This window comes from Achromobacter aegrifaciens, assembly GCF_902859965.1.
GTDB lineage: Bacteria > Pseudomonadota > Gammaproteobacteria > Burkholderiales > Burkholderiaceae_B > Achromobacter > Achromobacter aegrifaciens.
The window spans coordinates 1-22,497 of sequence record NZ_CADIKO010000007.1; the positions used below are offsets into that span (position 1 = coordinate 1).

Below are 22,497 nucleotides of genomic sequence, written 5' to 3' on the forward strand. Positions count from 1 at the left end.
GAAGAACCACACCGCCGGCGACGACTCCGTCACCGACAAGTTCACCGTCACCGTCACCGATGCGGCCAACCAGGTCAAGTCTGACGACCTGGTCGTGCTCATCACCGACACCGCTCCTGAGGCCAAGAACGACACGGCGGGCATCACGGAAGGCACGACCGCCCCCATCTCCGGCAACTTGTTGGGCAACGACACGCTCGGCGCCGATGCAGTCACGACGGTCATCACTACCGGCGATGCCAAGTACGGCACGCTGGTAGACAATGGCGACGGCACCTGGTCCTATCAGCTCAACAACAGCTTGCAAGCTGTCCAGGGGCTGCAGGCGGGCGAATTGCTGACCGAGACCATCCGCTACACCATCACCGATGCCGACGGCGACAAGAGCGAGGCCGTGCTGACGATTACGATCACCGGCACGAACGATCTGCCCTCGATCAGCAGCGCCAGCATCAACCTGTCTGAAGAAGGCCTGCCGCACGGCATACCTGACAGCAATGGCACCACGGATACGACGAACGCTGTCACCTACTCCGGCAACCTGACCATCTCCGATTTGGATGTGAAGGACACCCATACCGTCACCTTGGTCAAGCCGGCGGACAACGCCCTGACCTCACAAGGAAAACCTGTCGTCTGGACCCTGTCGGACAATGGCCACACCCTGGTCGGCAAGGACTTCCACGGAAACTCCGTCATCACTGTCACGATGACCGACGCGGGCGGCTACACCGTAACCCTGTCGGGCCAAGTGGATCACCCGACGAACTCGGTCGAGGACGTGCTCCAGCTGGGTATCGGCGTGCAGGTCAGCGATGGCCACGCCACCAGCAACGGCACCATCACGATCAATATCGAGGATGACAGTCCGGAATTCGGCGCCGTCTCCAATACTGTGATGGAGAATGCCGCCACCAGCGCCACCGGCACCCTGGAATTCCATACGGGCGCCGACGCCGTGGGCGCCACGCTGGTCGTGTCGTCTGTCGGTCAGCTGCCGCAGAACTGGACGACCAGCGCGCTCAACAAGTCTTCGGTCGACATCTTCTCGCCCAACGGGACCAAGATCTTCACGGTGACCCTGAATCCGGAGGGCGGCTATACCGTCACCCAGCACGAAGCCCGGCCCGGGACGACCGCGTCGATCGACTTGGCCTCCTCGATCAGCAACAACCCCCAATCCACCTATGACCTCGGCTATGCCACGCTGAGCGCCGGCGGCGGAAAGACGTTCAATGCCAACACGTTCGGCAGCGGAAATTCGTTCGGGATCGGCAACACCTCCTTCGACTCGGGCGAAAGCTTCCGCATGGACTTCAACGAAGCCCTCTCGGATTTCAAGCTGAATGTCGCGGAAGTCAAGGGAAGCGGCACGCTCAATATCACGGTATGGAGCGACGGCGTCTCCAAGATGATCTCCGTACCCGTGAACAGTACGACTGGCGCCATTCACATCACGAAGGAGATGTTGAGCCAGGGCACCCCCTCGTTCACTCAATTCGATAGCATCGAGGTCACCGCGGGCAGCGGCGTCAGGATGTCCTTCCTCACGACCGGCTCCTATACGGAAAGCGTTCCCGCCGGCCCGATGGACTTCACGGTTGGCGTTACCGGAACGGATGGCGACGGCGACAAGGTGAACACGCATTTCAACGTGACCTCCACCGCGGAATCCGCCGTTACGAACGCGACGAACAAGGTGGCGGAAGCCACCGGCGACACCGTTACGGGAACGATGCAGATTTCCGCGGCGTTGGGCATCGTGAGCGTCGACGTAAATGGCGTGGACGTCACCAAGGCGACGAATGCCAACCCCGTCAGCCTGACCACGGGCAAGGGCACGCTCAAGATCACCGGCTACGATCCAGCTACCGGCAAGCTCACTTACACCTATACCGAGAAGGGGAAATCCCAGAATCACTCGAACGGCAAGGACAGCGTGCATGACGACTTCATCGTGACCGCCAAGAATGCTGGCGGCCACGGCAGCAGCGGCAGCCTGATCATCCAGATCACCGACACGGCGCCCGAGGCAAAGCCGGACACGGCCAGTGTGACGGAAGACAAGGTCTTGGAAGCCACCGGCAACGTCATCACCGGCACCGGTGCGGACGCCGTGGGCGCCGACGTGACCACGGTGGTCGGCGTGGCCAAGGGTTCGGCCAACGCGAACAAGGCGATCGAAGGCAACGTCAACGCCGAGGTCAATGGCGTGTACGGCAAGATCACCATCCACGCCGATGGCACCTATACCTATACCCTGAACAACACCGATCCGCGCGTCAATGCACTGGGGCAAGGCGACAAGCTCTCGGACGTGTTCTCGTACACCATCCGCGATTCCGACGGCGACTTCAGCACCACGACCATCACCATCACGATCAATGGCACCAATGACGTGCCGGTGATGACCAACGACTTCCGGTCGGTCACGGAAGATGTGAACGTCACGGGCGGAAATCTCACCGTCAAGGGCGCGGTCACGATCACGGATCCCGATGCCGGCCAGTCGACCTTCGACACCGCCACCCTCAAGCTCACCAACAGCACGCATGCCGGCGGAGCGCTGGGCGTCATCGTAATGAAACCCGATGGCACCTATACCTACAACGTCAACAACGCCGCGATCCAGTTCCTCAAGGCGGGCGAAAGCATCGTCGAGACCTACACGGTCGCCTCCGCCGACGGCTCGGCCACCAGCACCATCACCATCACCATCAATGGCGTCAACGACGCGCCCACGACCGTGGACGGTTCCGCGAACCTGGAAGTTGGCGATAACCAGTACGTCTTCTCGCTGAACGATTTCCGCTTCGACGATGGAGCGGAAGGCAACAGCCTGCAAAGCGTCATCATCACCCAACCGCCCACCAGCGGCACGATGACCTATAACGGCAAGCCGGTCACGGCCGGCATGGAGATTCCGAAGTCGGCCATCGAACAAGGCCTGCTGAAGTTCACGCCGGGCGCCGACAAGCAGGACAGCTCCTTCAATTTCCAAGTGAAGGACAATGGCGGCACGGCGAATGGCGGCAACGACACCTCGACCGAGCACAAGTTCGTCATCTCCGCCGATCACCTGGTGACCCATGGCAATGACGACAGCGGCAGCGGCGGCAAACCGCCGCTGAACGGCGGGTCGGGTGATGACGTCATCCTGGCGGACCAGGGCGGCTACGTCACGAACGTCACCCCCGGCACGAACTACAACATTGCGCTGGTGGTGGACCGTTCAGGCAGCATGTCCGCGCAGTCCGGTTCCGGTGTCAACCGCATGCAACTGGTTAAGGACGCGCTGGTCAAGCTCGCCGCCGACCTGGAGCACCACGACGGCGTCGTCAACGTATCGCTGATCGGCTTCGCAACCCATGCTCAAGATCCGATCACGTTCAACAACCTCACGCAGGCCAACCTGAGCAAGTTGATCGAGGCTATCAACAAACTCACGATTGCGAGCGGCGATACCGCGGGCACCAACTACGAGGCGGCGTTCGACGCTACCGTGAAATGGTTTGCTGACCAAGGTAAAGCGAACCCGAATGGGGTGAAGTTCGAAAACCTGACGTTCTTCCTGACCGACGGCAACCCGACGCAGTACTACAACAACGGAGGGAGCGTCAAGGGACCGGGTAACGATACCGACTACAACACCATGAAGGAAGCCGTCGACGCCTTCAAAGCCCTCAACGGCGCCAGCAAGGTCCACGGGATCGGCATCGGAACCGGCATCGACAGCAACATCCTGCGCTTTTTCGATAACACGGACAGCTCCGGCGATGGCCAGATCAGGCTGCCCACCGGGTGGGACTGGTTCGGCAATCCCTCGGGATACCAAACCGTGTACGGCAAGACTGGCGCAATTGACATCGTCAACACCGCCAACGACCTGGAGGCCGCTCTCAAGGGAGGCAGCAGCACGAGCAATCCGGCCGAAGTCGGCCACGACACGGTCTACGGTGGCGACGGCAACGACATCATCTTCGGTGACGCGATCAACACCGACCACCTCGCGTGGGCCGGCAATCCCGCGGGATCCCACAATGGTGGCGGTCTCGACTCGCTGAAGGACTACCTCAAGGCGGTGGACGGCGTCGCCCCGACGAACGAACGGATATACGAGTTCATCAAGCAGAATCCGGGTCAGTTCGATGCGGCTGGCGACACGCGTGGCGGCAATGACGAATTGCATGGCGGCAAGGGCGACGACATCATCTACGGCCAGGGCGGCAACGATGTCCTGTGGGGTGATGACGGCAACGACAAGCTCTATGGCGGAACCGGCAACGACGAGCTCCACGGCGGCTCCGGCAACGACATCCTGGTCGGCGGCAAGGGCAACGACACCATGTGGGGTGACGGCGGCAGCGACACGTTCAAGTGGCAGCTTGGCGACCAGGGCACCACGGCGCAGCCTGCGATCGACACGATCAAGGACTTCTCGAAGGCCTCGGTCGTCGACGGCGGGGATGTGCTGGACCTTAAGGACCTGCTCGTGGGCGAGAAGGACGGCAACCTGTCGCAGTACTTGAACTTCAAGCAGGATCCGGCCAACTCCAACAATACGCTCGTCGAGATCAACACCCAGGGCAAGCTTGGCTCCCAGGGCGCGGATCAGAAGATCGTGCTGGAGAACGTTGATCTCACCCATGACGCGAACGGTCAGGCCATGAGCAATCAGGCCATCATCAACGACCTGCTGCAAAAGGGTAAGCTGAACGTCGACCACAGCTAAGCAGCAAGCCCCGGGAAGGCCGGCAACGGCCTTCCCGGCGGTGCATTTCCCGCCTAGCATCTGCATTGCTGCTTGACCCTATAAGTGTTGCCAGTATCTAGTCCCGGCAACGACATCTAGTATCTGGCCATCTTGGATAACGCCCTGAAGAGGGAACCAACATGGCCAATACGTCTCCCGCAATCGTCAACGAAATTTCCGGTCGCGCGTGGTTGCGCCATGGCGACGGATCCCTGACCGAACTGCACCTCGGCAGCAAGGTTCCTGCCGGCAGTGACGTCGTCACGGCGTCAGGCGCCACGGTTTCCCTTCAAGTCGAAAACGGCATGCCGATCATCATCGGCGAAGGCCGCGAGGTCGCGCTGACCAGCGAAATGACCGGCACGCTCGACGATGTGTCCGAAGCGGCGGTCACGCCCCCCAAAGGCGCCGACTCCGAACGTTTGCTGGCAGCCCTGCGCAATGGCCGCGATCTGTTCGATCAACTCGATCCCACCGCCGCCGTGGTGGCCGGCGGGGGTAGCGCCGGTGGCAGCAGCTTCGTCCGTTTGGCGCGCCTTCTTGAAACCACCAGTCCGCTTGATCTGAGCTATTCCAATCCCGGTCGCAGCGATGCGGCACTGCCTCGCATGTCCAGCACTGGCGCCATCAGCAACGACGACGAGACACCAACGCCGGTCAGCGTCAACCATGCGCCCGCCGCACGAGACGATGCAGGACTAGGTGAGCAGAACCATCAGGTGCGCGGCAACCTGCTCGCGAACGACACGGACCCAGACGGCGATCCATTGGCAATAGCGTCGGTCGGCGGCAGGACCATGACCTCGAGCGGCGTTACGGTCGCGGGTAGCAATGGCGGCACGTTCACCGTTCTGCCTGACGGGAGCTACGTCTACACGCCGGGAAACGAGTTTGACCGCCTGGCCGCAGGCGAAACCACTACCAGCACCATTTCGTACACCATCACGGATCCCCGCGGCGCCACCGCCACAGCAACCGCCGTCGTGACGATCACCGGCACCAACGACGGGCCAGTCTCCACAGCCATTTCCGATACCTCCAGCCTGGACGCCCAGCCCCATGTGAGCTATGACATCTCTGGCCACTTCTCGGATCCGGACGCCAGCGACAAGCTTACCTACACCGCAACCGGCTTGCCGCCCGGTCTCAGCATCGATCCGCACACCGGCATCATTGCCGGCGATATCGATCCCTCGGCCTCGCAGGGCGGCAGTCTCGGCGTCTACAACATCACCGTTACCGCCACGGATCCCTCTGGCGCAACAACTTCGCAGAAGTTCGACTGGGCCATCGCCAATCCCGCGCCCGTCGCGGTTGACGACTCGGGCGCTACCAGCGACGACTCGACCCTCGACGTCAGCGCTCAGAACGGCGTGCTGGCGAACGATAGGGATTCTGACGGCGACGAGCTTACCGTCTCTCAAGTCAACGGTAACGCAGCCAGCGTAGGCGCCGCCATCGCGGGCTCCCATGGCGGCACGTTCACGCTGAACGCCGACGGCTCCTACAGTTTCGACCCAGGCTATGCCTTTCAACATCTCGGCGCCGGCGAAAAAAACTATAGTTCGGTCACTTACACCGTCTCCGACGGCGAGGGTGGTACAAGCACGGCGACCCTCACGGTCGAAATTACCGGTACCAACCAGACGCCGGTAATCCTGCCCCATGCCGACCAGGTCCTGGAAGACCACTCGGTCTCCGGCAACGTGCTCAGCGGCGCGGCCGATGCCGACAACGATGCGCTGAGCGTTGTCACGTACACCGTCGACGGCGCGAAGCATCTCGCGGGCAACACGGCATACATAGCGGGCGTGGGCTTGATCCTCATCAATGCCGACGGCAGCTATACATTCACGCCGGACGTGGATTGGAACGGCGCAGTGCCGCAGGTCACCTATACCGTGACGGATGGCTCTGTCACGACGTCATCCATCTTGGACATTGGCGTCCTGTCCGTCAACGATGCGCCGCTGTCGCAGGACAACCCCGACAATGCGGTAGCTGGCGACCTCTACGTATTTGGCCTGAATGACTTCCCGTTCTCCGATCCGCAGGAGGGCCATTCGCTAAAGTCGGTGATCATAGATTCTCTCCCCTTATTCGGTACGCTGCTCCTGAACGGCGAAGCGATCGCGCCAGGATGTGAAATCAGCCTGGAAGACCTGGCCAACGGCAAACTGACGTTTCAACCCGACGGCCAAGACTTCCGCCGCAGTGACGGTTCGTCCTTCGAATTCCGTGTCAAGGATACCGGTGGCACCGCCAACGGCGGCCAGGACACCTCATATCAGCAGACGTTCAAGCTGAGTACTGGCGAGCTCATCGTCGGCAACAACTACTTCGGCCAAAACAGCACTCCGGATAACAACATCTACTATTGGATCGGCGGCAGCGGTAATGACGTAATACTGGGCGACAAAGGCGGCGTACTGGGGATTTCTCCTCCCTCACCACATTCTCTCAGCGGATTGGTTTTGCCGGACACTTCCGAGCGGGAGGCCCACGCAAAGAGCAGCTTGGACCATGTGCTGGCTCCGCTGAGCAACGACGTACTCTTCGGCAATGGCGGTTCAGACATTCTTTTCGGCGATACCATCAACACGGACTTCCTGCCCTGGGGCGTTGATGGCAACCCGGCCAGGCCTGAAGGCCTGCTCGATGGGTCTGGTCTGTGGGCGCTCAAGGAATTCTTGCTTCTCAAGAATGGCGTGCCACCTACGGATTCCGATCTTTACCGGTTCATCTCGGACAACCATGACATGCTCGACGTGCACGGCGATACACGTGGTGGACAGGACTTCCTTGCTGGCAATGAAGGCGATGACATCCTCTACGGCCAAGGCGGCGACGACAAGCTCTCAGGTGGTCGTGGCCAAGACATCCTGTCGGGCGGCACAGGCAATGACAGCCTGGAAGGCAACGGAGGAAGCGATGTCCTGATTGGCGGCATGGGCAATGACATCGTGACCGGTGATGGCTTTGACTTCTATAGACGGGACGGCAGCGGGTATAGCGTCGACAGCGACACGTTCAAGTGGGAATTCAACGATCAGGGCACAATCACCGCCCCGGCAGTGGATACAATCCGGGACTTCTCGATCCTGAAACCTGTCGAAGATGGCGACATCCTGGATCTGCAGGAATTGCTGGTCGGCGAAAGCGACAGCACACTGACCAAGTACCTGGACTTCCGCAAGGAAGGCTATAACACGGTCATCGACGTGAATACCCAGGGCAAGCTTGGCACCCAGGGCGCGGATCAGAAGATCGTGCTAGAAAACGTCGACCTCACCCACGATGCCTACGGCCAGTTCATGAACAATCAGGCCATCATCAACGACCTGCTGCAGAAGGGTAAGCTGATCGTTGACCACGGTTAGGCAATAGCCCCAGGGGCGGCCCGCAGCGGCCCTCCCCCGACCTGCATGACGCATTTTTTCCCAGGGCGCATCTAAGATGCCCGGAAAAATGTGAAAATCCGTTTCATGCCATCGTCCCGCCGTTTCCGCCGCACGCTGAATCTGTGCCGATTGGCTTTGCTATGCCTGGCTTGCGGCTGGGGCGGAAGTTCCGCCCTGGAAGTGAATGCCGACCGGCTGCAAAGCCTGTCGGCCAGCCGCTATGGCGCAAAAGGCTCCAAGGCGGTTTCGGAATGGCTGCAATTGATGCGCAGCCCCGCCCCTGCCCAGGAAAAAGGCGCACTGACACAGGCCAATGATTTCTGGAATCGCTCCCTGATGTCCGGCGAGGACATCACCATCTGGAAACAGGCCGATTATTGGGCCACGCCATTAGAATCGCTGGGCAGGGGCGCGGGCGATTGCGAAGACTACGTCATTGGCAAGTACTTCACGCTGCTGGCGCTGGGCGTGCCTGCCAACAAACTGCGCTTCATCTACGTCCGCGCGCGCATCGGCGGCGCGGCCAGCAGCACCCAGATCGCCCACATGGTGCTGGGCTATTACGAAACCCCCAACGCCGTGCCGCTGGTGCTGGACAACCTGATCTCGACCATTTTGCCCGCCACGCAGCGCCGCGACCTGACGCCGGTATTCAGTTTCAATGCGGACGGCGTCTATGTGGACGGCAAGCCCGCCGCGCCGGTTGACCGTCTCAGCCGCTGGCGTGATCTACTTCAACGCATGGAACGGGAAGGCGTGCGCCCCTGATGTCCGGAAATAAGACTATGTCCATACTTCGACAGCTATTGCTCAGCGTTACCCTCGCCATCGGCGTCATCCTGCTGGGCACGCTCGCGCTCAGCGTGAACTCCGCCCGGGAGTACCTGTCCGGCCAACTGCAAGTGCAGAGCACAGACGCTGCCGTGTCGCTGGCGCTGTCGCTGTCGCAGCCCGCGAACAACGACCCGGTCGTGCAAGAGCTGCTGGTGTCGGCGCTGTACGACGGCGGGCATTTCTCGCTGGTGCGCTTGAGCGATCCTGAAGGCAAGGTCCTGATCGAACGGAAATCCACGGCCACCGCGGCGTCAGTCCCCGCCTGGTTTCAGGCGCTGGCTCCCTTGACGACGCAATCGGCCAGCCATGCCGTCAGCGACGGCTGGCGCCAGATCGGCGAGGTCACGCTGATCGCCAACGACGCCTATGCCTGGGAAGCCCTGTGGCGCAGCAGCCTCAAGATGATCGCCCTGGTTGTGGGCGCCGGCATTCTTTGGGCCGTGTTCGCCTTCATGCTGGTGGGCTGGATCAAGAACCGCCTGCTGCGTGAAATCAGCGATCACGTGCGCAGCATCGGCCAGGAATCCCCGACGGAACAGGTCGAGGCCCGCGTGCCTGAATTGTCCGGGGTGGTGCAGGCGTTGAACCAGACCCGCGAACGCATCCATGCCAGCGTCGAAGAACAGAACGCCAAGATCGAATCGCTGGAACTGGAACTGAACCAGGACCCGGTCACGGGCCTGCCCAACCGCAAGTACTTCGTCAACGAGTTCCGCCGCGCGCTGGAGGCCCCTGCCCTCACGACCGGCCGCAGCATCGACGGCGGCCACGTCCTGGTGTTCCGCCAGCGCGACCTGGCGGACCTGAATCGCCATATGCCGCGCGAGTTCATCGACCAATGGCTGCGCACGGCCTGCGAACGCATCCGCGGCACGCTCAAGAGCATGCATGTGGCATCGCCCCTGCTGGCCCGTCTGAACGGCTCGGATTTCGCCTTGCTGCTGCCCGGCTGCGCGGCGCCGCAGGCCATGATGGTGGCCGAACAGGTGCGCGCCGACCTGCACGCGTCCCGCATCCCCGTGGGTGAAGGACATCTGTGCCGCTGGGCGCAGGCCATGACCGACTATGGCCACGGCAGCCAGGCCGGGCCGGTGCTTGCCCGCCTGGACTTCGGCTTGATGCGGGCGGAAAGCGCCGGCAACGACCATGTCGTGATCGCTGGCGCGACCGACATGCAGTCGCCTTCGGAATCGGGCGAACGCGCCTGGAAGGACGCGATCCAATCCGCTTTGGAAGAGCACCGCTTCGAACTGGCCACGGAAGCCCTGCAAGCCACCGACGGCAGCACCGTCCGCACCGAAGCGATGCTGATGCTGCGAACCGCGGCCGACCAGGTGCCGATACCCGCCACGCTGTTCATCCCGCCGGCCGTGCGTCTGGATCTGGTGGCCGATTGCGACCTGGAGGCCGTGAGCCTGGGACTGGACTGGCTGGCCGCCAACCCTGGCGAATTGGCTGTTCGGGTGGCTCTGCCCTCGTTGCGGGGCCAGAAGTTCTTCCGCCAATTGGCGCTGCTGCTGACCGAACACCGGTCTCTGGCGCGGCGCCTGTACCTGGAAATCGATGCGCACGGCCTGGTGGAATGCCACGAGCAGATCGCCACGCTGGCCCGCGTCGCCTCGGAGTTCGGCACGCATATCGGCGTGCGCCGCCTGGCTCAGCAGTTCGGCGCAGTTGCGCAACTGCACACCCTGCCCTTGTCGTACGTGAAACTGGGCGGCGGCTTCGTCGGCGGCATGTCCCAAAGCCCCGGCAGCCAGCAGTTGACGGCATCGGTGCTGGAAACCGCGCGCGGCCTGAAGATAGCGGTCTATGCAGAAGATGTGCCGGATGCCGAAACCCAACGCATCCTGGCCAGGCTGGGCATCGCCGTCATGCGCGGCCCCGGCGTCAAGACAGCCGCGGCATAAGACAGCGGATCGAGGCGGCCGTAATAGTCACGGCCGCCGCAAGAGCCTCAGCGGGAGGCTTTGCCCTTGGACTGTTCGTACAGCGGCAGCACCTGCTGGGCTGCGGCCTGCAGATCGCTGATGCGCGATGCCGCGGACGGGTGAGTCGACAGGATCTCGGGCGGTGCGCTGCCCTGGTCGGCCGCGCCCATTTTCTGCCACAGCGTCACGGCGGCGCGCGGATCGAATCCCGCCCTGGCCGCAAGCTCCACGCCCATGCGGTCGGCTTCGGTTTCATGCGTGCGGCTATTGGGCAGCGTGAACATGACGCTGGTGAACTGTCCGCCCAAGTCGGACGCCGCGGAAGAACCCGTGGCGATCGCCAGCACCGACAGCCCCAGATTGGTCGCCATCTGCTGGGACACTCGTTCGCGCGCGTGCTCCCGCAAGGCGTGCGAAATCTCATGGCCCAGCACCGCCGCCAGCTCATCGTCCGTGGGCTTGATCTTGCCAAGCAGGCCCGTGTAGACAGCGATCTTGCCGCCCGGCATGCACCAGGCATTGATCTCGTTGCTGGACAGCACATGCACTTCCCATTTCCAGCTGGCGGCGTCAGGCCGGAAGACTCCTGCCTGCGCGATCAGCCGCTGGGAAATGGTGCGGACCCGCGCCACCTGTTGGGGGTCGCGGTCCAGCAGGCCCTTGGCCTGCGCCTGCTTGAGTATGTCGGCGTACTGCTGGGTCGCTTCCTGTTCCAGCGCCTGCGAAGGCACCATGCTGGACATGTACTGGGTCCGGTTGACGCCAATGGCGCCCGACTGCGTGGTATTCATGCCCGTGCAGCCCGCCAGGGCTGCCAGCGCGAGCGCTGCACCCGCGTTGCGCAGCAGAAGACGTTTCCGGTTCATGGCAGACCTCCCAGGCAATTCGAAGAGCAACAGCGTATCAGACTACCGGATCGCCACACTGGCCGCGGTGGCGCAAGGCGTGGTCGATCAAGACCAGCGCCAGCATCGCCTCAGCGATGGGCGTGGCGCGGATGCCGACGCAAGGGTCATGGCGACCCAGCGTCTGCACCATGACCGGGTCATTGGCGCGGTTCACGGAGCGGCGCTCGACGCGGATACTGGAGGTAGGCTTGATGGCCAGCGAAACGGTGACTGGCTGACCAGTGGAAATGCCGCCCAGCACCCCGCCCGCGTTATTGGTCAGGAAACCGTCCGGAGTGATTTCGTCGCCGTGCTCCGAGCCGCGCTGAGCGATGCTGTCAAAGCCCGCGCCGATCGACACGCCCTTCACGGCATTCAGGCCCATCATGACGTGCGCGATGTCGGCGTCCAGCCGGTCATAGATCGGTTCGCCCCAGCCCGCGGGCAGGTTCTCGGCCACGACCTCGATCCGGGCGCCGACGGAGTCGCCGTCGCGGCGCAACTGGTCCATGTAGGCCTCCAGTTCGGGCACGACTGCGGCATTGGGCGCATAGAACGGATTATTGGGAACCTCTTCCCAGGAATCGAAGGGGATTGCAATGGGCCCCAACTGGCTCATGTAGCCGCGCACCTTGACGCCGTATTGCTCCGCCAGCCATTTCTTGGCGATGGCGCCTGCCGCGACGGTCGGCGCCGTCAGGCGCGCCGAAGAACGGCCGCCCCCGCGCGGATCGCGCACGCCAAACTTGCGCCAATAGGCATAGTCGGCATGGCCCGGTCGAAACGTGTCGGCGATGTTGGAGTAGTCCTTGCTGCGCGCGTCTGTGTTGCGGATCAGCAGGCCGATGGGCGTACCCGTGGTCACTCCCTCGTATACGCCCGACAGGATTTCCACCTGGTCGGCTTCCTGGCGCTGCGTAACATGGCGCGACGTGCCGGGACGGCGACGGTCCAGTTCGAGCTGGATGTCGGAGGCATCCAGCGACAGCCCCGGAGGACAGCCGTCCACGACGCAACCGATGGCTGGCCCGTGGGATTCGCCGAAATTGGTGACGGTAAAGAGGGTACCTAGGGTATTGCCGGGCATAGGGAGTCAACAGGTGGGGTTTGCAAGCAACCCCGATTATGACACCGCCGAGGCCAAAGCCTGGATTTCGGAGGCCGGTGCGGGACGTCCCAACAGGAAACCCTGCATGACCCGGCATCCCAGCGACTTCAGGATTTCACGCTGGCCCTCGGTTTCGACTCCCTCGGCCACCACCGGCAGATGCATCGCCTGGCACAGGCCGAACAGCGCCGAGACCACCTCGCGGCTGCCGGCGTCGGATTCCAGCGCTGAGATGAAGCTGCGGTCGATCTTGACCCAATCGATCGGCAGGCAGCGCAGGTGGTTCAGGCTGGAATAGCCGCAGCCGAAGTCGTCCAGCGCCACACCGATGCCCATCGCCCGCAACGTGTTCAGGATCTTCACGTGCCGTTCGTAGTGCAGGATGAAGAGAGATTCCGTGATTTCCAGCACCAGCTTGCGCGGGGCAAGGTTTGCGGCCGCAAGCGCATTCGACACGAGTTCGACCAGACCATCCTCGTTCATCTGCTTGACTGACAGGTTCACATGCACGCGCCAGGTCGCCGGCCATAGCGCAGCCTGGGTACATGCCCGCTCCAATATCCAGGCCCCCAGCGGCACGATCAGGCCGCTGCGCTCGGCCAATTCGATGGTCACCGCGGGCGAGACGCTGCCGAGCACGGGGTGATGCCAGCGCAGCAGCGCCTCGCAGCCCTGCACCATGCCGGTGCCGCTGTCACAGACCGGCTGGTAATACAGTTCGAACTGATCCATGTCCGGCGTGGTCAGCGCCAGCCGCAGGTCGTTCTCCAGCCCCTGCTGGTCGCGCTGACGCGCCAGCATGCGGAAATCGAACAGGTTCCAGCCCGGCCCGCCGCGCTCCTTCAGCGGCAGCAAGGCGACCTGCACGCAGCGCTGCAGTTCTTCCACGCTGCGGCCATGCTCGGGATACAGGGCAGCGCCGACGCGGAACATCGCCATCAGGGGACGCCCGCCGAGTTCGTAAGGCACGCTCAGGGCTTCCAGCAGCTTGGCCGACACCTGAGCGGCTCCGGCCTCATCCACGTCGGGTGCGCAGACCGTGAACGCATCCGCCCCCGAACGCGCCACCATGCCGCCCATGGACCGGCAGATCAGGCCCAGGCGATTGGCCACCTGCACCAGCAGAGCCTGGTCTTCGCCGGCGCGCAACATGGCGCTGATCTCGGCGTATTGCTCGAAGCTCACCAGAAAGAAAGCGCCGCGGCGCGAACGGCCCTCGGCATCGTTGAGCCAGGCACGGGCGCGCCGGTGCAATTCCTGCTGATTCAGGACCCCGGTCAGTTCATCGCGCGTCAGGCGTTGACGCAGCAGGCGTTCCCTGCGTACGAAGACCCAGCATATCGCTACAAGTGCGCCCGCAAGCGTCAGGCACAGTGCGAGCAGGTAACTCTCACGCACGAAGCCCCCTATCCATAAGCCCCTGGCGTTGCGGTTCGAAAGGGAACCCAAGGACTGTAACATTTTTTAAAATATGCATTATTTTCGCAAAAAACGCCACACTTCAGAGGCAACGCACCTCTTTTCCCTGTATTCCTACGGTTACTTTGGTTGCTCACGGAGGGTTTGGGATGAGCCACGACAGACTGGCGCCGGCCCTTGCGCCATGCTCGCCTACTACTTACGACAGCTACACCCGAAAAATTAATACACCGTGTCTCGATAGTTGTCATTGAAAATCAGACAGCTTCGAAATAATTGCACAGCTTGGCGTCTTACGGCGTGAATTTAGTAATATTCGGCACGTTCTGTGACATGTAGAATTGCTGTACCACTGATGTATTAGTGACTCGTATCACACCCGTATCCCGGCCCTCCAGCCCTGATCTCGATCCGACGCCATTCCATCCGGACACCTGGCAGTCCTCAGTGCAGGCCACGCAACGGCCAGGAAGGGAACCTCCAAATACATGTCCACATTCCGCCGGCTACTTTTCTTCACCGCCCTCCTGATCGGCCTCGTTCTGCTCGGCGCACAGACGGTGGGAATGCTGGCCGCGCACCGCTATCTGAGCGCGGAGTTGGCGCGGCAAAGCGACGACGGCGCTAATGCGCTGGCCTGGGCCTTGTCGCATGCGGCCGCCGCCCCCGAAGAACGGACTGCGCTGGTGGATGACATGTTTGCAGGAGGGGAATATGCGCTGGTGCGCATCGCGGACGACAATGGGGCGCCTGTCGTCGAACGGCAAACGCCGCAAACCGACCCACAAACCAGAGAGCACGATTGGCGTGATGCCTGGCTGAACATGGCCGCACCCGCCGTATCGCGGCCTTACGCTGCGCCAGACGGCAGTTCACAAGGCGTCGTGACCGTGCAAGCAGATTCGCGGACTGCTCGCGATACGCTATGGCAAGGCGGCGTGCGGGTCCTGGGACTGGTGCTGGCCGCGGGCCTGCTGTGGGCCCTGTTCTGCGTGAATCTGGCGCGGCGAATAGAAGCGCGCATCTCGCGCGACGTCCGTGAACGCGAGCGCGCGCTCGCGCCTGGCGACCGCAAGACATCGAATGGCGCCAGCGAACAGGCGGGTGTCGACCAGGCGCTGGTGGACGCGCAACGCCTGGTCGCCGCCACGGTCCAGGAACAGAATGCTCGGATCGAATCGCTACAGAGCGAGATCTACAGGGATCCCGTCACCCGGCTGCACAACCGCAAGTATTTTGTCGACCAATTCAGATTGGCGCTGGCGGACAAGGACCCTGATGCGGGCGGCCATCTGCTGATGTTTCGTCAACGCGATTTGGCGCAGATCAACCGGCACCTCTCGCGCGCGTTCACGGACCAGTGGCTGCGCTCGTCTTCGGACCGGCTGCGCAAGCTGGTCGCTGAATTCGGCGCTCCGGGGGCCATGCTCGCGCGCATCAGCGGTTCGGATTTTGCGCTGCTGCTGCCCCGCGCCTCGGCGCCTCAGGCCAGCCTGCTGGCCGAGCGGGTGCGGCGCGAACTGCGCTCGCTGCGCGTGCCCATGGACAAGCATGAATCCTGCCGCTGGGCCCTGGCGATGGCCACCTACGCGCCAGGAGACAGCATGAGCGACATCCTGGCACGGCTGGATCACGCGCTGATGTGCGCCGAAAGCGCCGACGACGACCAGATAGCCTCGGCCAGCCGCGCGCCGGACAGCACGCACATCGGCGAATACAGCTGGCATGACGCTCTGGTCACGGCGCTCGAACAACACAGGTTCTCCTTGTCCGTGCAGCCTCTGCACGATCTTTCCGGCGGCCTGCTGCACCAGGAAGCCAGCCTGACCCTGCACGACACCAGCGGCGCCGACCCCGTTCCGGCTTCGATCTTCATGCCTCCCGCCGTCCGCCTCGGCCTGTCCGCCGAATGCGACATACAAGCCATCCGCCTGGGGCTGGACTGGCTGTATGCGCGCTCCGGCGCGCTGGCAGTGCCGATTTCGCTGGCATCGATCGCCCAACCGTCGTTCCAGTCCAGGCTTCAACGCATGCTGGCCGACCGCCCCGCCCTGAGCGCGCGCCTGATCGTGGAAATCGACGCGGCGGCCCTGGCCGCTCAGGGAACCGACTTGCACCCGCTTTGCGACATCGTCGTGGCTGCGGGCGCCCGCGTCGGTGTAAGCCGACTGTCGTACCAGTTCGGCGCCATCGAGCACCTGCACGAATTCCCCTTGTCCTATCTGAAGCTGTGCGGCGGCTTCATCGCCGGCCTGCTCCACAGTCCGGGCAGCCAGCACCTCGCCGCCACGGTGGTGGCCACCGCGGCCGCGCTGAATATCGCGGTCTACGCCGAGGACGTGCCAGACATTGCCACGCAAAACGTCCTGGCGGGCCTGGGCGTCCACGCCATGCGCGGGCCTGTCGTAAACTCCGCCCAGACGCACGACATCGCACCTGATCATCCATGGGTTTCCAGTTGACGGAAGGCATGCTGCTTCGCATCTGTTGGCTTTTTCGCGCCCGCTGGCCTTCCCGCCTGCGGCGCACCGGTAACGCCTCCGCGGTTCGGCAAGCCATGCTGCCTCGCGTGGGGATGCTGCTATGCGCCTTGCTCGGCCCCGACGCGGCGCTGGCCTACGGCGTAGGCGTTTCACACGAAGACCTGCATCTGGGCCTGATAGCCGGTGTCGCCACGGCCTGTGGCGTGGCCTGCGCAGTCGCATGGGCGGCCACCCGCAATGCCATTTTCGGCGCGGGGCTGGCCTTCATGTTGATCGAAGGGGTTTTCCGCTCCATGCCCACGCTGTTGCCGGCGGCGGCGCTGCAAGCCGGCTCCTATGCCGCCCTGCTGGCGCTCACGGCGCCCATCCTCAAAGAAGCATCCGCCGACAAACTGGCGACGGCCTGCCGCTGGGCCAGCCTGGCCTTGACGCTGGTAGCGGTACTGGCGCTGATCGTCGCATACGCCCCGGGCAACGGCGTCGTGTCCGCCGCCATCGCCGGGGCCTGCGCCATCGCCAGTCTGCCGCTGGCCACCTGGTTCATGGTCCGCGCCGCCAGTCCGTCGCCAGCGCGAGCGGCCGCGCTGGCCTTGGCCGGCGCCTATGGCATCTCGGCCTGGCTGCTGGGACAGGACGCCTGGCTGCCCCAGGCCGCGGCAGGAACGATCGCCGAATTGGCGCGACTGCTGCTGGTGTCTAGCGCCTTGATCCTGCTGGCGATCCATCAGCACGGCCACCCGCAACTGGGGTCGAAACGCGCAGGCCACGAGCACGCCGACGCGGAACACCTTGCCCAAGGCGAACTGCGGCTGGCAGAACTGGCCGGCGCGCTGGATACGCAGCGCCAGATGAACGCACTGATCTCGCACGAACTGCGCGCACCGCTGGCCACCGTCAGCGCGGCAGCCCAATCCCTGGACATGATACTTGCCGAGAGCGGCGAGGCCGTGGACAACCGTCTGGCGCGCATTCATCGGTCGGTCGCCCGGATGACCGAACTCATGGATCAGTTGCTGAACCAGGACAGGCTGGGCGAACAGGCCTGGATGCCGCGCGGCGAACAAACGGACATGGCGGATCTGGTGCTCGATGTCGTCACCGCCATGCAGCCCGATACGGCGCATGCGCTGATGGTGCAAGCCAGCCCCTCCCTGCCGGTCTACTGCGACCGTCCGCTGACCAGCGTGGTGGTACGCAACCTGATCCACAATGCCATCAAGTATTCGCCGGCGAATGAGCCCGTGCGCATAGAAACCGGCGAAACCCGGGTGGGCGCCATTCCCATGGCGTGGGTCGCCGTCACCGACCGCGGCCCGGGCATAGGCGTCGAGGAACAGGCCAAAATCTTCGAACCGCATTTCCGGCGCACAGCGCACCGCGAAACGCAAGGCATGGGTATCGGGCTCTACCTGGCCCGGCGCATCTGCCAGAACCAGGGCGGCACACTGACCATGGAAAGCGAAGTAGGCGTAGGCACGCGCTTCGTCGTCACCCTGCCGGCCAGCGCTCCGGCGGCTTGACCGCCTCTGGCGGGTTCAGGCCGCGAACACGTAGCCCTGGCCGCGCACCGACAACACGGGGAGCTTCAGGCCCGCGCTTTGCGCCTTGGCGCGCAAACGGCTGACCAGCACGTCGATGCGGCGCAATTCAAAGCCGCCCGGGCTGTCCGGCAGGAACAACTCCGCCAGGACCTGACGGCTGACCGCGCTGCCGGCGGCATCCATCAGGGCAACCAGGAAGGTCCGTTCCTGGGCGCTCAGATGCAGCGAGGCGCCATCCGGCGCAACCAGGATCCAGCCCCCGTCCTGCAGGGACCACGAAGTGTCCGCGGTGGCGCGCGTTTCCGCATCCACCGGCCGAGGCGCCTTCGCAAGACGCATCCGACGAGCCAAACTACGGATGACGGAACTGAGTTCCAGCAGATCCACTGGCTTGGTCATGTAGACATCGGCGCCGCCTTCCAGGCCGCGCACCCGGTCTTCCAGCGCGCTGCGACCTGTCAGCATGACGATACCGACGGGGCTGAGGGCGCGCAGGCGGGTCGCCACGGAGAAACCGTCTTCACCGGGCAGGTGGGCGTCAAGAATGACGATGTCGCAGGGTTGTTCCTGCAACCGGCGATAAAACGCCGCGGCATTATCACAGGCGAATGCCACCCGGAAACCATAGCCACCCAAGCCTAACGCCAACTCCTCCCGGAAGTCGGCGTCATCCTCAAGCAGACCGATACACAGCAAACCATCTGCGCCAGCCATATTTAGAGTGCTTTATTTTGAAGATTATCGACAAATGCCCCGCGGACGCAGAGTCCCCGGGTATTCCGTTGGCGACAATCTTACGTCTTTTACAATGGAAACGAATGATTGCAATGAAAAAAACTGCGATATTCCTTGTCCAAATGGTTATTTTCCCGTAAATCGCGGGAAAACGGCTTTCGCAAATGTCCCGGTTGTTCGGCTGGCGGCCGGTTTCAAGACGAACAGCTGACCTCCAGGCTGCCCGCCCAATGCGGCGGCAAACCCGCATACCGCTCATACCCCGGCTGGGCCTCGTAGGGGTTGCGCAGCAACCTCATCAAGGTATCGATCTCGCTGGCATCGCCGGTCTTGGCCGCCCGAATCGCCTCTTCCGCCAGGTGATTGCGCAGCACGTATAGCGGATTCACGCCATTCATGCCTGCGGTTACATCCTGCATCGGCCGGCCGTCCTGCGCGTGCCGCGCCACCAAGCGATCCAGCCAGGCTCCTGCCGCCGGCCGGTCGATGAACAGGTCCTCGAACGCGCTACGCTGGCCCGACAAGGCGTCGGCCAGGCGACGCCACGTCAAGGTGAAGTCCGCCTGATTGGCGTCCATCAGCTTGAGCAGATCGTCCAGCAACGCTTCGTCGGCCGGTCGCCATGCGACCAGGCCCAGCTTGGCGCCCATGCGGTCATGGAAGGCACGCGTGAAGACCGGCTCAAATTCATCCAGGACTGCTCGCAGGCCTTCTACATCCTGCACCAGCGCGTGCAGGCTGCCACCCAGGCGATAAAGGTTCCAGAGGGCGACGGACGGCTGGCGGTTCCAGGAATAGCGCCCTTCCGAGTCCGAGTGATTACAGACATGGCCCAGCCGGAAACCGTCCATGAAACCGTAGGGGCCATAATCCAGCGTCAGCCCCAATATGGACATGTTGTCGGTATTCATCACGCCATGGCAGAAGCCCACCGCCTGCCAGTCCGCCATCAGCAGCGCCGTACGCCGGGTGACGGCGCGCAGCAGGTTGATATAGGGCGTCACGTCATTCGAGGGCTCGCCCGTTCCCGCTTCCCGGCATTCCGGGTAATAACGGTCTATGACGTAATCCGCCAGCGTCTTCAGCATGTCGGGCTGGCGGCGCGACGACCAATGCTCGAAAGAGCCGAAACGCACGAAACTGGGGGACATACGCGTCACAATTGCGGCTGTCTCCACCGTTTCCCGCATGACCGGGTCGTCGGACACCACCAGCGCCAGCGCCCGCGTCGTGGGCACGCCCAGCCCGTGCATGGCCTCGCTGGCCAGGTACTCGCGCACCGACGAGCGCAGCACCGCGCGGCCGTCGCCCATGCGCGAATACGGCGTCATGCCCGACCCCTTGAGCTGCAGCTCCCAATTGCCCTGCGGCCCCTCGACCTCGCCCAACAGATGGGCGCGGCCATCGCCCAACTGGCCGGCCCAGACGCCGAACTGATGGCCACTGTAGACCGCCGCCAGCGTATCGCCGCCTGGCAGCGGTTGGGCGCCGGAAAACACGCTCAGGAACTCGGGCGTGGACAGGGCCGACGGGTCCAGGCCGATCAGTTCCGCCGCTTCCGCATTGCCGTGCAGCAAGCGCGGATTATTCAAGGCCTGAGGCGCAAGCCGGGTGTAGAAGGCTGACGGCAATGCCGCAAAGGAATTGACGACGCGCAGGTCGGACAACGTATGGGCGCTCATGCGCGTTGCCTCCTGGCAGCCCGTTTGGCAGGCCGCACGTAGAAAATGGCGCTAAGGAAGAAAATGGCCGACAGCAGGATCTCGCCCCAGGCCATCAACACGGATAGCGGAGCCGGATCCGACATGGCCCGCACCGCGCCCTCCATCAGGTAGAGCAGCGACAGCATCGAGGCCCACTGATAGGTATAAAGATTGCCGCGCAGGATGCCGCGCAGCGGAAACGCCAGCGGCAGGGCCTTGAGCAGCATCCAGGAACCGCCCGGCCGCAGCGGCGCCACCACGGTTTCCCAGGTGACGCAAAGCACGATCAGGGCGAACAGCGATACCGAGGCCAGCAGGCGCAAGCGGGGGTTGAGTTCAGGGTTCATGCTGCTATTATCGCCTGATGAATCGCCCCGCCGAGCCTGCCGCCGCGACGCCGGCGGCCACCGAGCACTCGACCTCGCGCTCTTCATGGATCGCGAGGGCCGGACGTGTTGTGCGCTTCAGCGCCGAACGCGCCAGCGAAGAGAAACTGCTGCAGGTCGCGTCCAGCCTCACCTTCACGACCGTCCTGGCCATCGTGCCGATGCTGGCCGTGGTCCTGTCGCTGTTTACTGCTTTTCCGGTATTCCAGGAATTCCGCGTCGCGCTCGAGGATTTCCTGACCAACAGCCTGATGCCGCCGTCCGTCTCGGACAACATCATGGATTACCTGAATCAGTTCGCGCGCCAGGCTTCACGCCTGACCGCCATCGGCGGCGTATTCCTGCTGATCACCTCGCTGTTGCTGATCATGACGATCGACAAGGCGTTCAACGACATCTGGCACGTGACGCGCCAACGCCCGCTGCGGCAGCGCGCGCTGGTGTACTGGGCCATCATCACGCTGGGCCCCGTCGTGGCCGGCGCCAGCCTTTGGGCGACTTCGTTCGTGGCGCGCGAATCGCTGGGCCTGGTGCGGGACGTGCCCGAAGCCGTCAGCGTTGCGGTGTCGTTCATCCCGCTGGTGTTGACCGCCCTGGGTTTTGCCACGCTGTTCGTCATGGTCCCGAACCGCGAGGTTCTCTGGCGCGATGCCCTTGTCGGGGGCTGCGTGACCGCGATCGTGCTGGAAATCATGAAGTCGGCTTTCGCCTACTACCTGACCCGCTTCCCCACCTACACCGTCATTTACGGCGCATTCGCCACCCTGCCCATCTTCCTGCTCTGGATCTACCTGTCATGGCTGGCAGTGCTGCTGGGAGCCATCCTGGCGTCCAGCGCGCCGCTGATCCGGCTGGGCCGCTGGGAAATCAACCGCTATCCAGGTGCGCCCTTCGTGGACGCCGTGGATGCGCTGCGCACGCTGCGCCAGGCGCAGACGGCCAATCCGCCCGGACTGCCCGCCAATCTGCTGGCCGCGCAATTGCGCCTGCACCAGGACGAACTGAACGAAGTCCTGGAAACCCTGGCTGAAATGGGCTTGGCGACGCGCAGCCCCGAAGGCCTCTGGGTTCTGACCTGCGACGCCCGGCAAACCTCGATGGAACCCGTGGTGGACCGTTTTCTGCTGGACCGCGGCCAGCCCAGGGTCCGCAATGACCCCGAGATATTGCGAGTCGCCTCGGCCGTGATTTCCCAGCAAAATGCGCCCACGCTGGAAGAAGTCTGCGGAGAAGCGCAAAATACCGAAAATGGAATCGCTCCCGTGCTGCAGCTGGAAGCGAAAAAGAATTAGCAAATAGCATTAGGGCGTAAACCG

Annotated in this window: 13 protein-coding genes; 7 read left to right on the forward strand and 6 right to left on the reverse strand. The window is 63.4% G+C overall.

Annotated elements, in window-relative coordinates; translation table 11 throughout:
* Positions 1-94: 94 nt before the first annotated feature.
* The 4 genes from HV793_RS29385 (at position 95) to HV793_RS29400 (ending at position 10,898) form a co-directional block, all read left to right on the forward strand.
* Positions 95-4,732, forward strand: a complete 4,638-nt coding sequence (locus HV793_RS29385) for a VCBS domain-containing protein (RefSeq protein ID WP_217481791.1) — start codon at positions 95-97, stop codon at positions 4,730-4,732.
* Positions 4,733-4,893: 161 nt separating this feature from the next.
* Positions 4,894-8,133, forward strand: coding sequence for a retention module-containing protein (locus HV793_RS29390; protein ID WP_175214365.1), 3,240 nt, complete (start codon positions 4,894-4,896; stop codon positions 8,131-8,133).
* A 105-nt stretch (positions 8,134-8,238) separates the two neighbouring features.
* The gene (locus HV793_RS29395) at positions 8,239-8,922 is read left to right on the forward strand and encodes a transglutaminase-like cysteine peptidase (RefSeq protein WP_175162500.1); all 684 of its coding nucleotides are present in this window, start codon (positions 8,239-8,241) and stop codon (positions 8,920-8,922) included.
* 17 nt (positions 8,923-8,939) lie between these two features.
* The gene (locus HV793_RS29400; RefSeq protein WP_119450725.1) at positions 8,940-10,898 is read left to right on the forward strand and encodes a bifunctional diguanylate cyclase/phosphodiesterase; all 1,959 of its coding nucleotides are present in this window, start codon (positions 8,940-8,942) and stop codon (positions 10,896-10,898) included.
* A gap of 47 nt (positions 10,899-10,945) precedes the next feature.
* On the opposite strand, the gene HV793_RS29405 is transcribed toward HV793_RS29400, so the two are convergent.
* Genes HV793_RS29405 through HV793_RS29415 form a run of 3 tightly spaced genes read right to left on the reverse strand, consistent with a single transcriptional unit; the run spans position 10,946 to position 14,312 of the window.
* The gene (locus tag HV793_RS29405; protein WP_054458568.1) at positions 10,946-11,785 is read right to left on the reverse strand and encodes a M48 family metallopeptidase; all 840 of its coding nucleotides are present in this window, start codon (positions 11,783-11,785) and stop codon (positions 10,946-10,948) included.
* Positions 11,786-11,822: 37 nt separating this feature from the next.
* Positions 11,823-12,893: a chorismate synthase gene (gene aroC, locus HV793_RS29410; protein ID WP_054458570.1), complete on the reverse strand. Its 1,071-nt coding sequence runs from the start codon at positions 12,891-12,893 to the stop codon at positions 11,823-11,825.
* A gap of 36 nt (positions 12,894-12,929) precedes the next feature.
* On the reverse strand, positions 12,930-14,312 hold the full coding sequence (locus tag HV793_RS29415; protein ID WP_054458572.1) for a putative bifunctional diguanylate cyclase/phosphodiesterase: 1,383 nt from the start codon (positions 14,310-14,312) through the stop codon (positions 12,930-12,932).
* Between the two features lie 509 nt (positions 14,313-14,821).
* Here HV793_RS29415 and HV793_RS29420 point away from each other — a divergent pair.
* Positions 14,822-16,795: an EAL domain-containing protein gene (locus tag HV793_RS29420; RefSeq protein ID WP_175214366.1), complete on the forward strand. Its 1,974-nt coding sequence runs from the start codon at positions 14,822-14,824 to the stop codon at positions 16,793-16,795.
* A 95-nt stretch (positions 16,796-16,890) separates the two neighbouring features.
* On the forward strand, positions 16,891-18,336 hold the full coding sequence (locus tag HV793_RS29425) for a sensor histidine kinase (protein WP_225589318.1): 1,446 nt from the start codon (positions 16,891-16,893) through the stop codon (positions 18,334-18,336).
* A gap of 15 nt (positions 18,337-18,351) precedes the next feature.
* On the opposite strand, the gene HV793_RS29430 is transcribed toward HV793_RS29425, so the two are convergent.
* The 3 genes from HV793_RS29430 to HV793_RS29440 all read right to left on the reverse strand — a co-directional run bounded on the left by HV793_RS29430 (position 18,352) and on the right by HV793_RS29440 (position 21,142).
* Complete coding sequence (locus HV793_RS29430; protein WP_054458575.1) at positions 18,352-19,071, reverse strand: response regulator transcription factor; 720 nt, start codon at positions 19,069-19,071, stop codon at positions 18,352-18,354.
* A gap of 215 nt (positions 19,072-19,286) precedes the next feature.
* Positions 19,287-20,774: a protein adenylyltransferase SelO gene (locus HV793_RS29435; RefSeq protein ID WP_175214368.1), complete on the reverse strand. Its 1,488-nt coding sequence runs from the start codon at positions 20,772-20,774 to the stop codon at positions 19,287-19,289.
* Entirely contained in the window at positions 20,771-21,142 is a 372-nt protein-coding gene (locus HV793_RS29440) for a DUF2069 domain-containing protein (RefSeq protein WP_054458579.1), read from the reverse strand. The genes HV793_RS29435 and HV793_RS29440 overlap by 4 nt, the downstream gene beginning before the upstream one ends.
* A gap of 17 nt (positions 21,143-21,159) precedes the next feature.
* On the opposite strand from HV793_RS29440, the gene HV793_RS29445 reads away from it, so the two are divergent.
* Positions 21,160-22,473, forward strand: a complete 1,314-nt coding sequence (locus HV793_RS29445; RefSeq protein WP_054458580.1) for a YihY family inner membrane protein — start codon at positions 21,160-21,162, stop codon at positions 22,471-22,473.
* Positions 22,474-22,497: the final 24 nt, after the last annotated feature.

Bases quoted from the DNA above. Each gene is read 5' to 3' on its own strand.
- HV793_RS29390 (WP_175214365.1), top strand. From the start codon at position 4,894: ATGGCCAATACGTCTCCCGCAATCGTCAACGAAATTTCCGGTCGCGCG.
- HV793_RS29395 (WP_175162500.1), top strand. From the start codon at position 8,239: ATGCCATCGTCCCGCCGTTTCCGCCGCACGCTGAATCTGTGCCGATTG.
- HV793_RS29400 (WP_119450725.1), top strand. From the start codon at position 8,940: ATGTCCATACTTCGACAGCTATTGCTCAGCGTTACCCTCGCCATCGGC.
- HV793_RS29405 (WP_054458568.1), bottom strand. From the start codon at position 11,785: ATGAACCGGAAACGTCTTCTGCTGCGCAACGCGGGTGCAGCGCTCGCG.
- aroC (WP_054458570.1), bottom strand. From the start codon at position 12,893: ATGCCCGGCAATACCCTAGGTACCCTCTTTACCGTCACCAATTTCGGC.
- HV793_RS29420 (WP_175214366.1), top strand. From the start codon at position 14,822: ATGTCCACATTCCGCCGGCTACTTTTCTTCACCGCCCTCCTGATCGGC.
- HV793_RS29425 (WP_225589318.1), top strand. From the start codon at position 16,891: ATGCTGCCTCGCGTGGGGATGCTGCTATGCGCCTTGCTCGGCCCCGAC.
- HV793_RS29430 (WP_054458575.1), bottom strand. From the start codon at position 19,071: ATGGCTGGCGCAGATGGTTTGCTGTGTATCGGTCTGCTTGAGGATGAC.
- HV793_RS29435 (WP_175214368.1), bottom strand. From the start codon at position 20,774: ATGAGCGCCCATACGTTGTCCGACCTGCGCGTCGTCAATTCCTTTGCG.
- HV793_RS29440 (WP_054458579.1), bottom strand. From the start codon at position 21,142: ATGAACCCTGAACTCAACCCCCGCTTGCGCCTGCTGGCCTCGGTATCG.
- HV793_RS29445 (WP_054458580.1), top strand. From the start codon at position 21,160: ATGAATCGCCCCGCCGAGCCTGCCGCCGCGACGCCGGCGGCCACCGAG.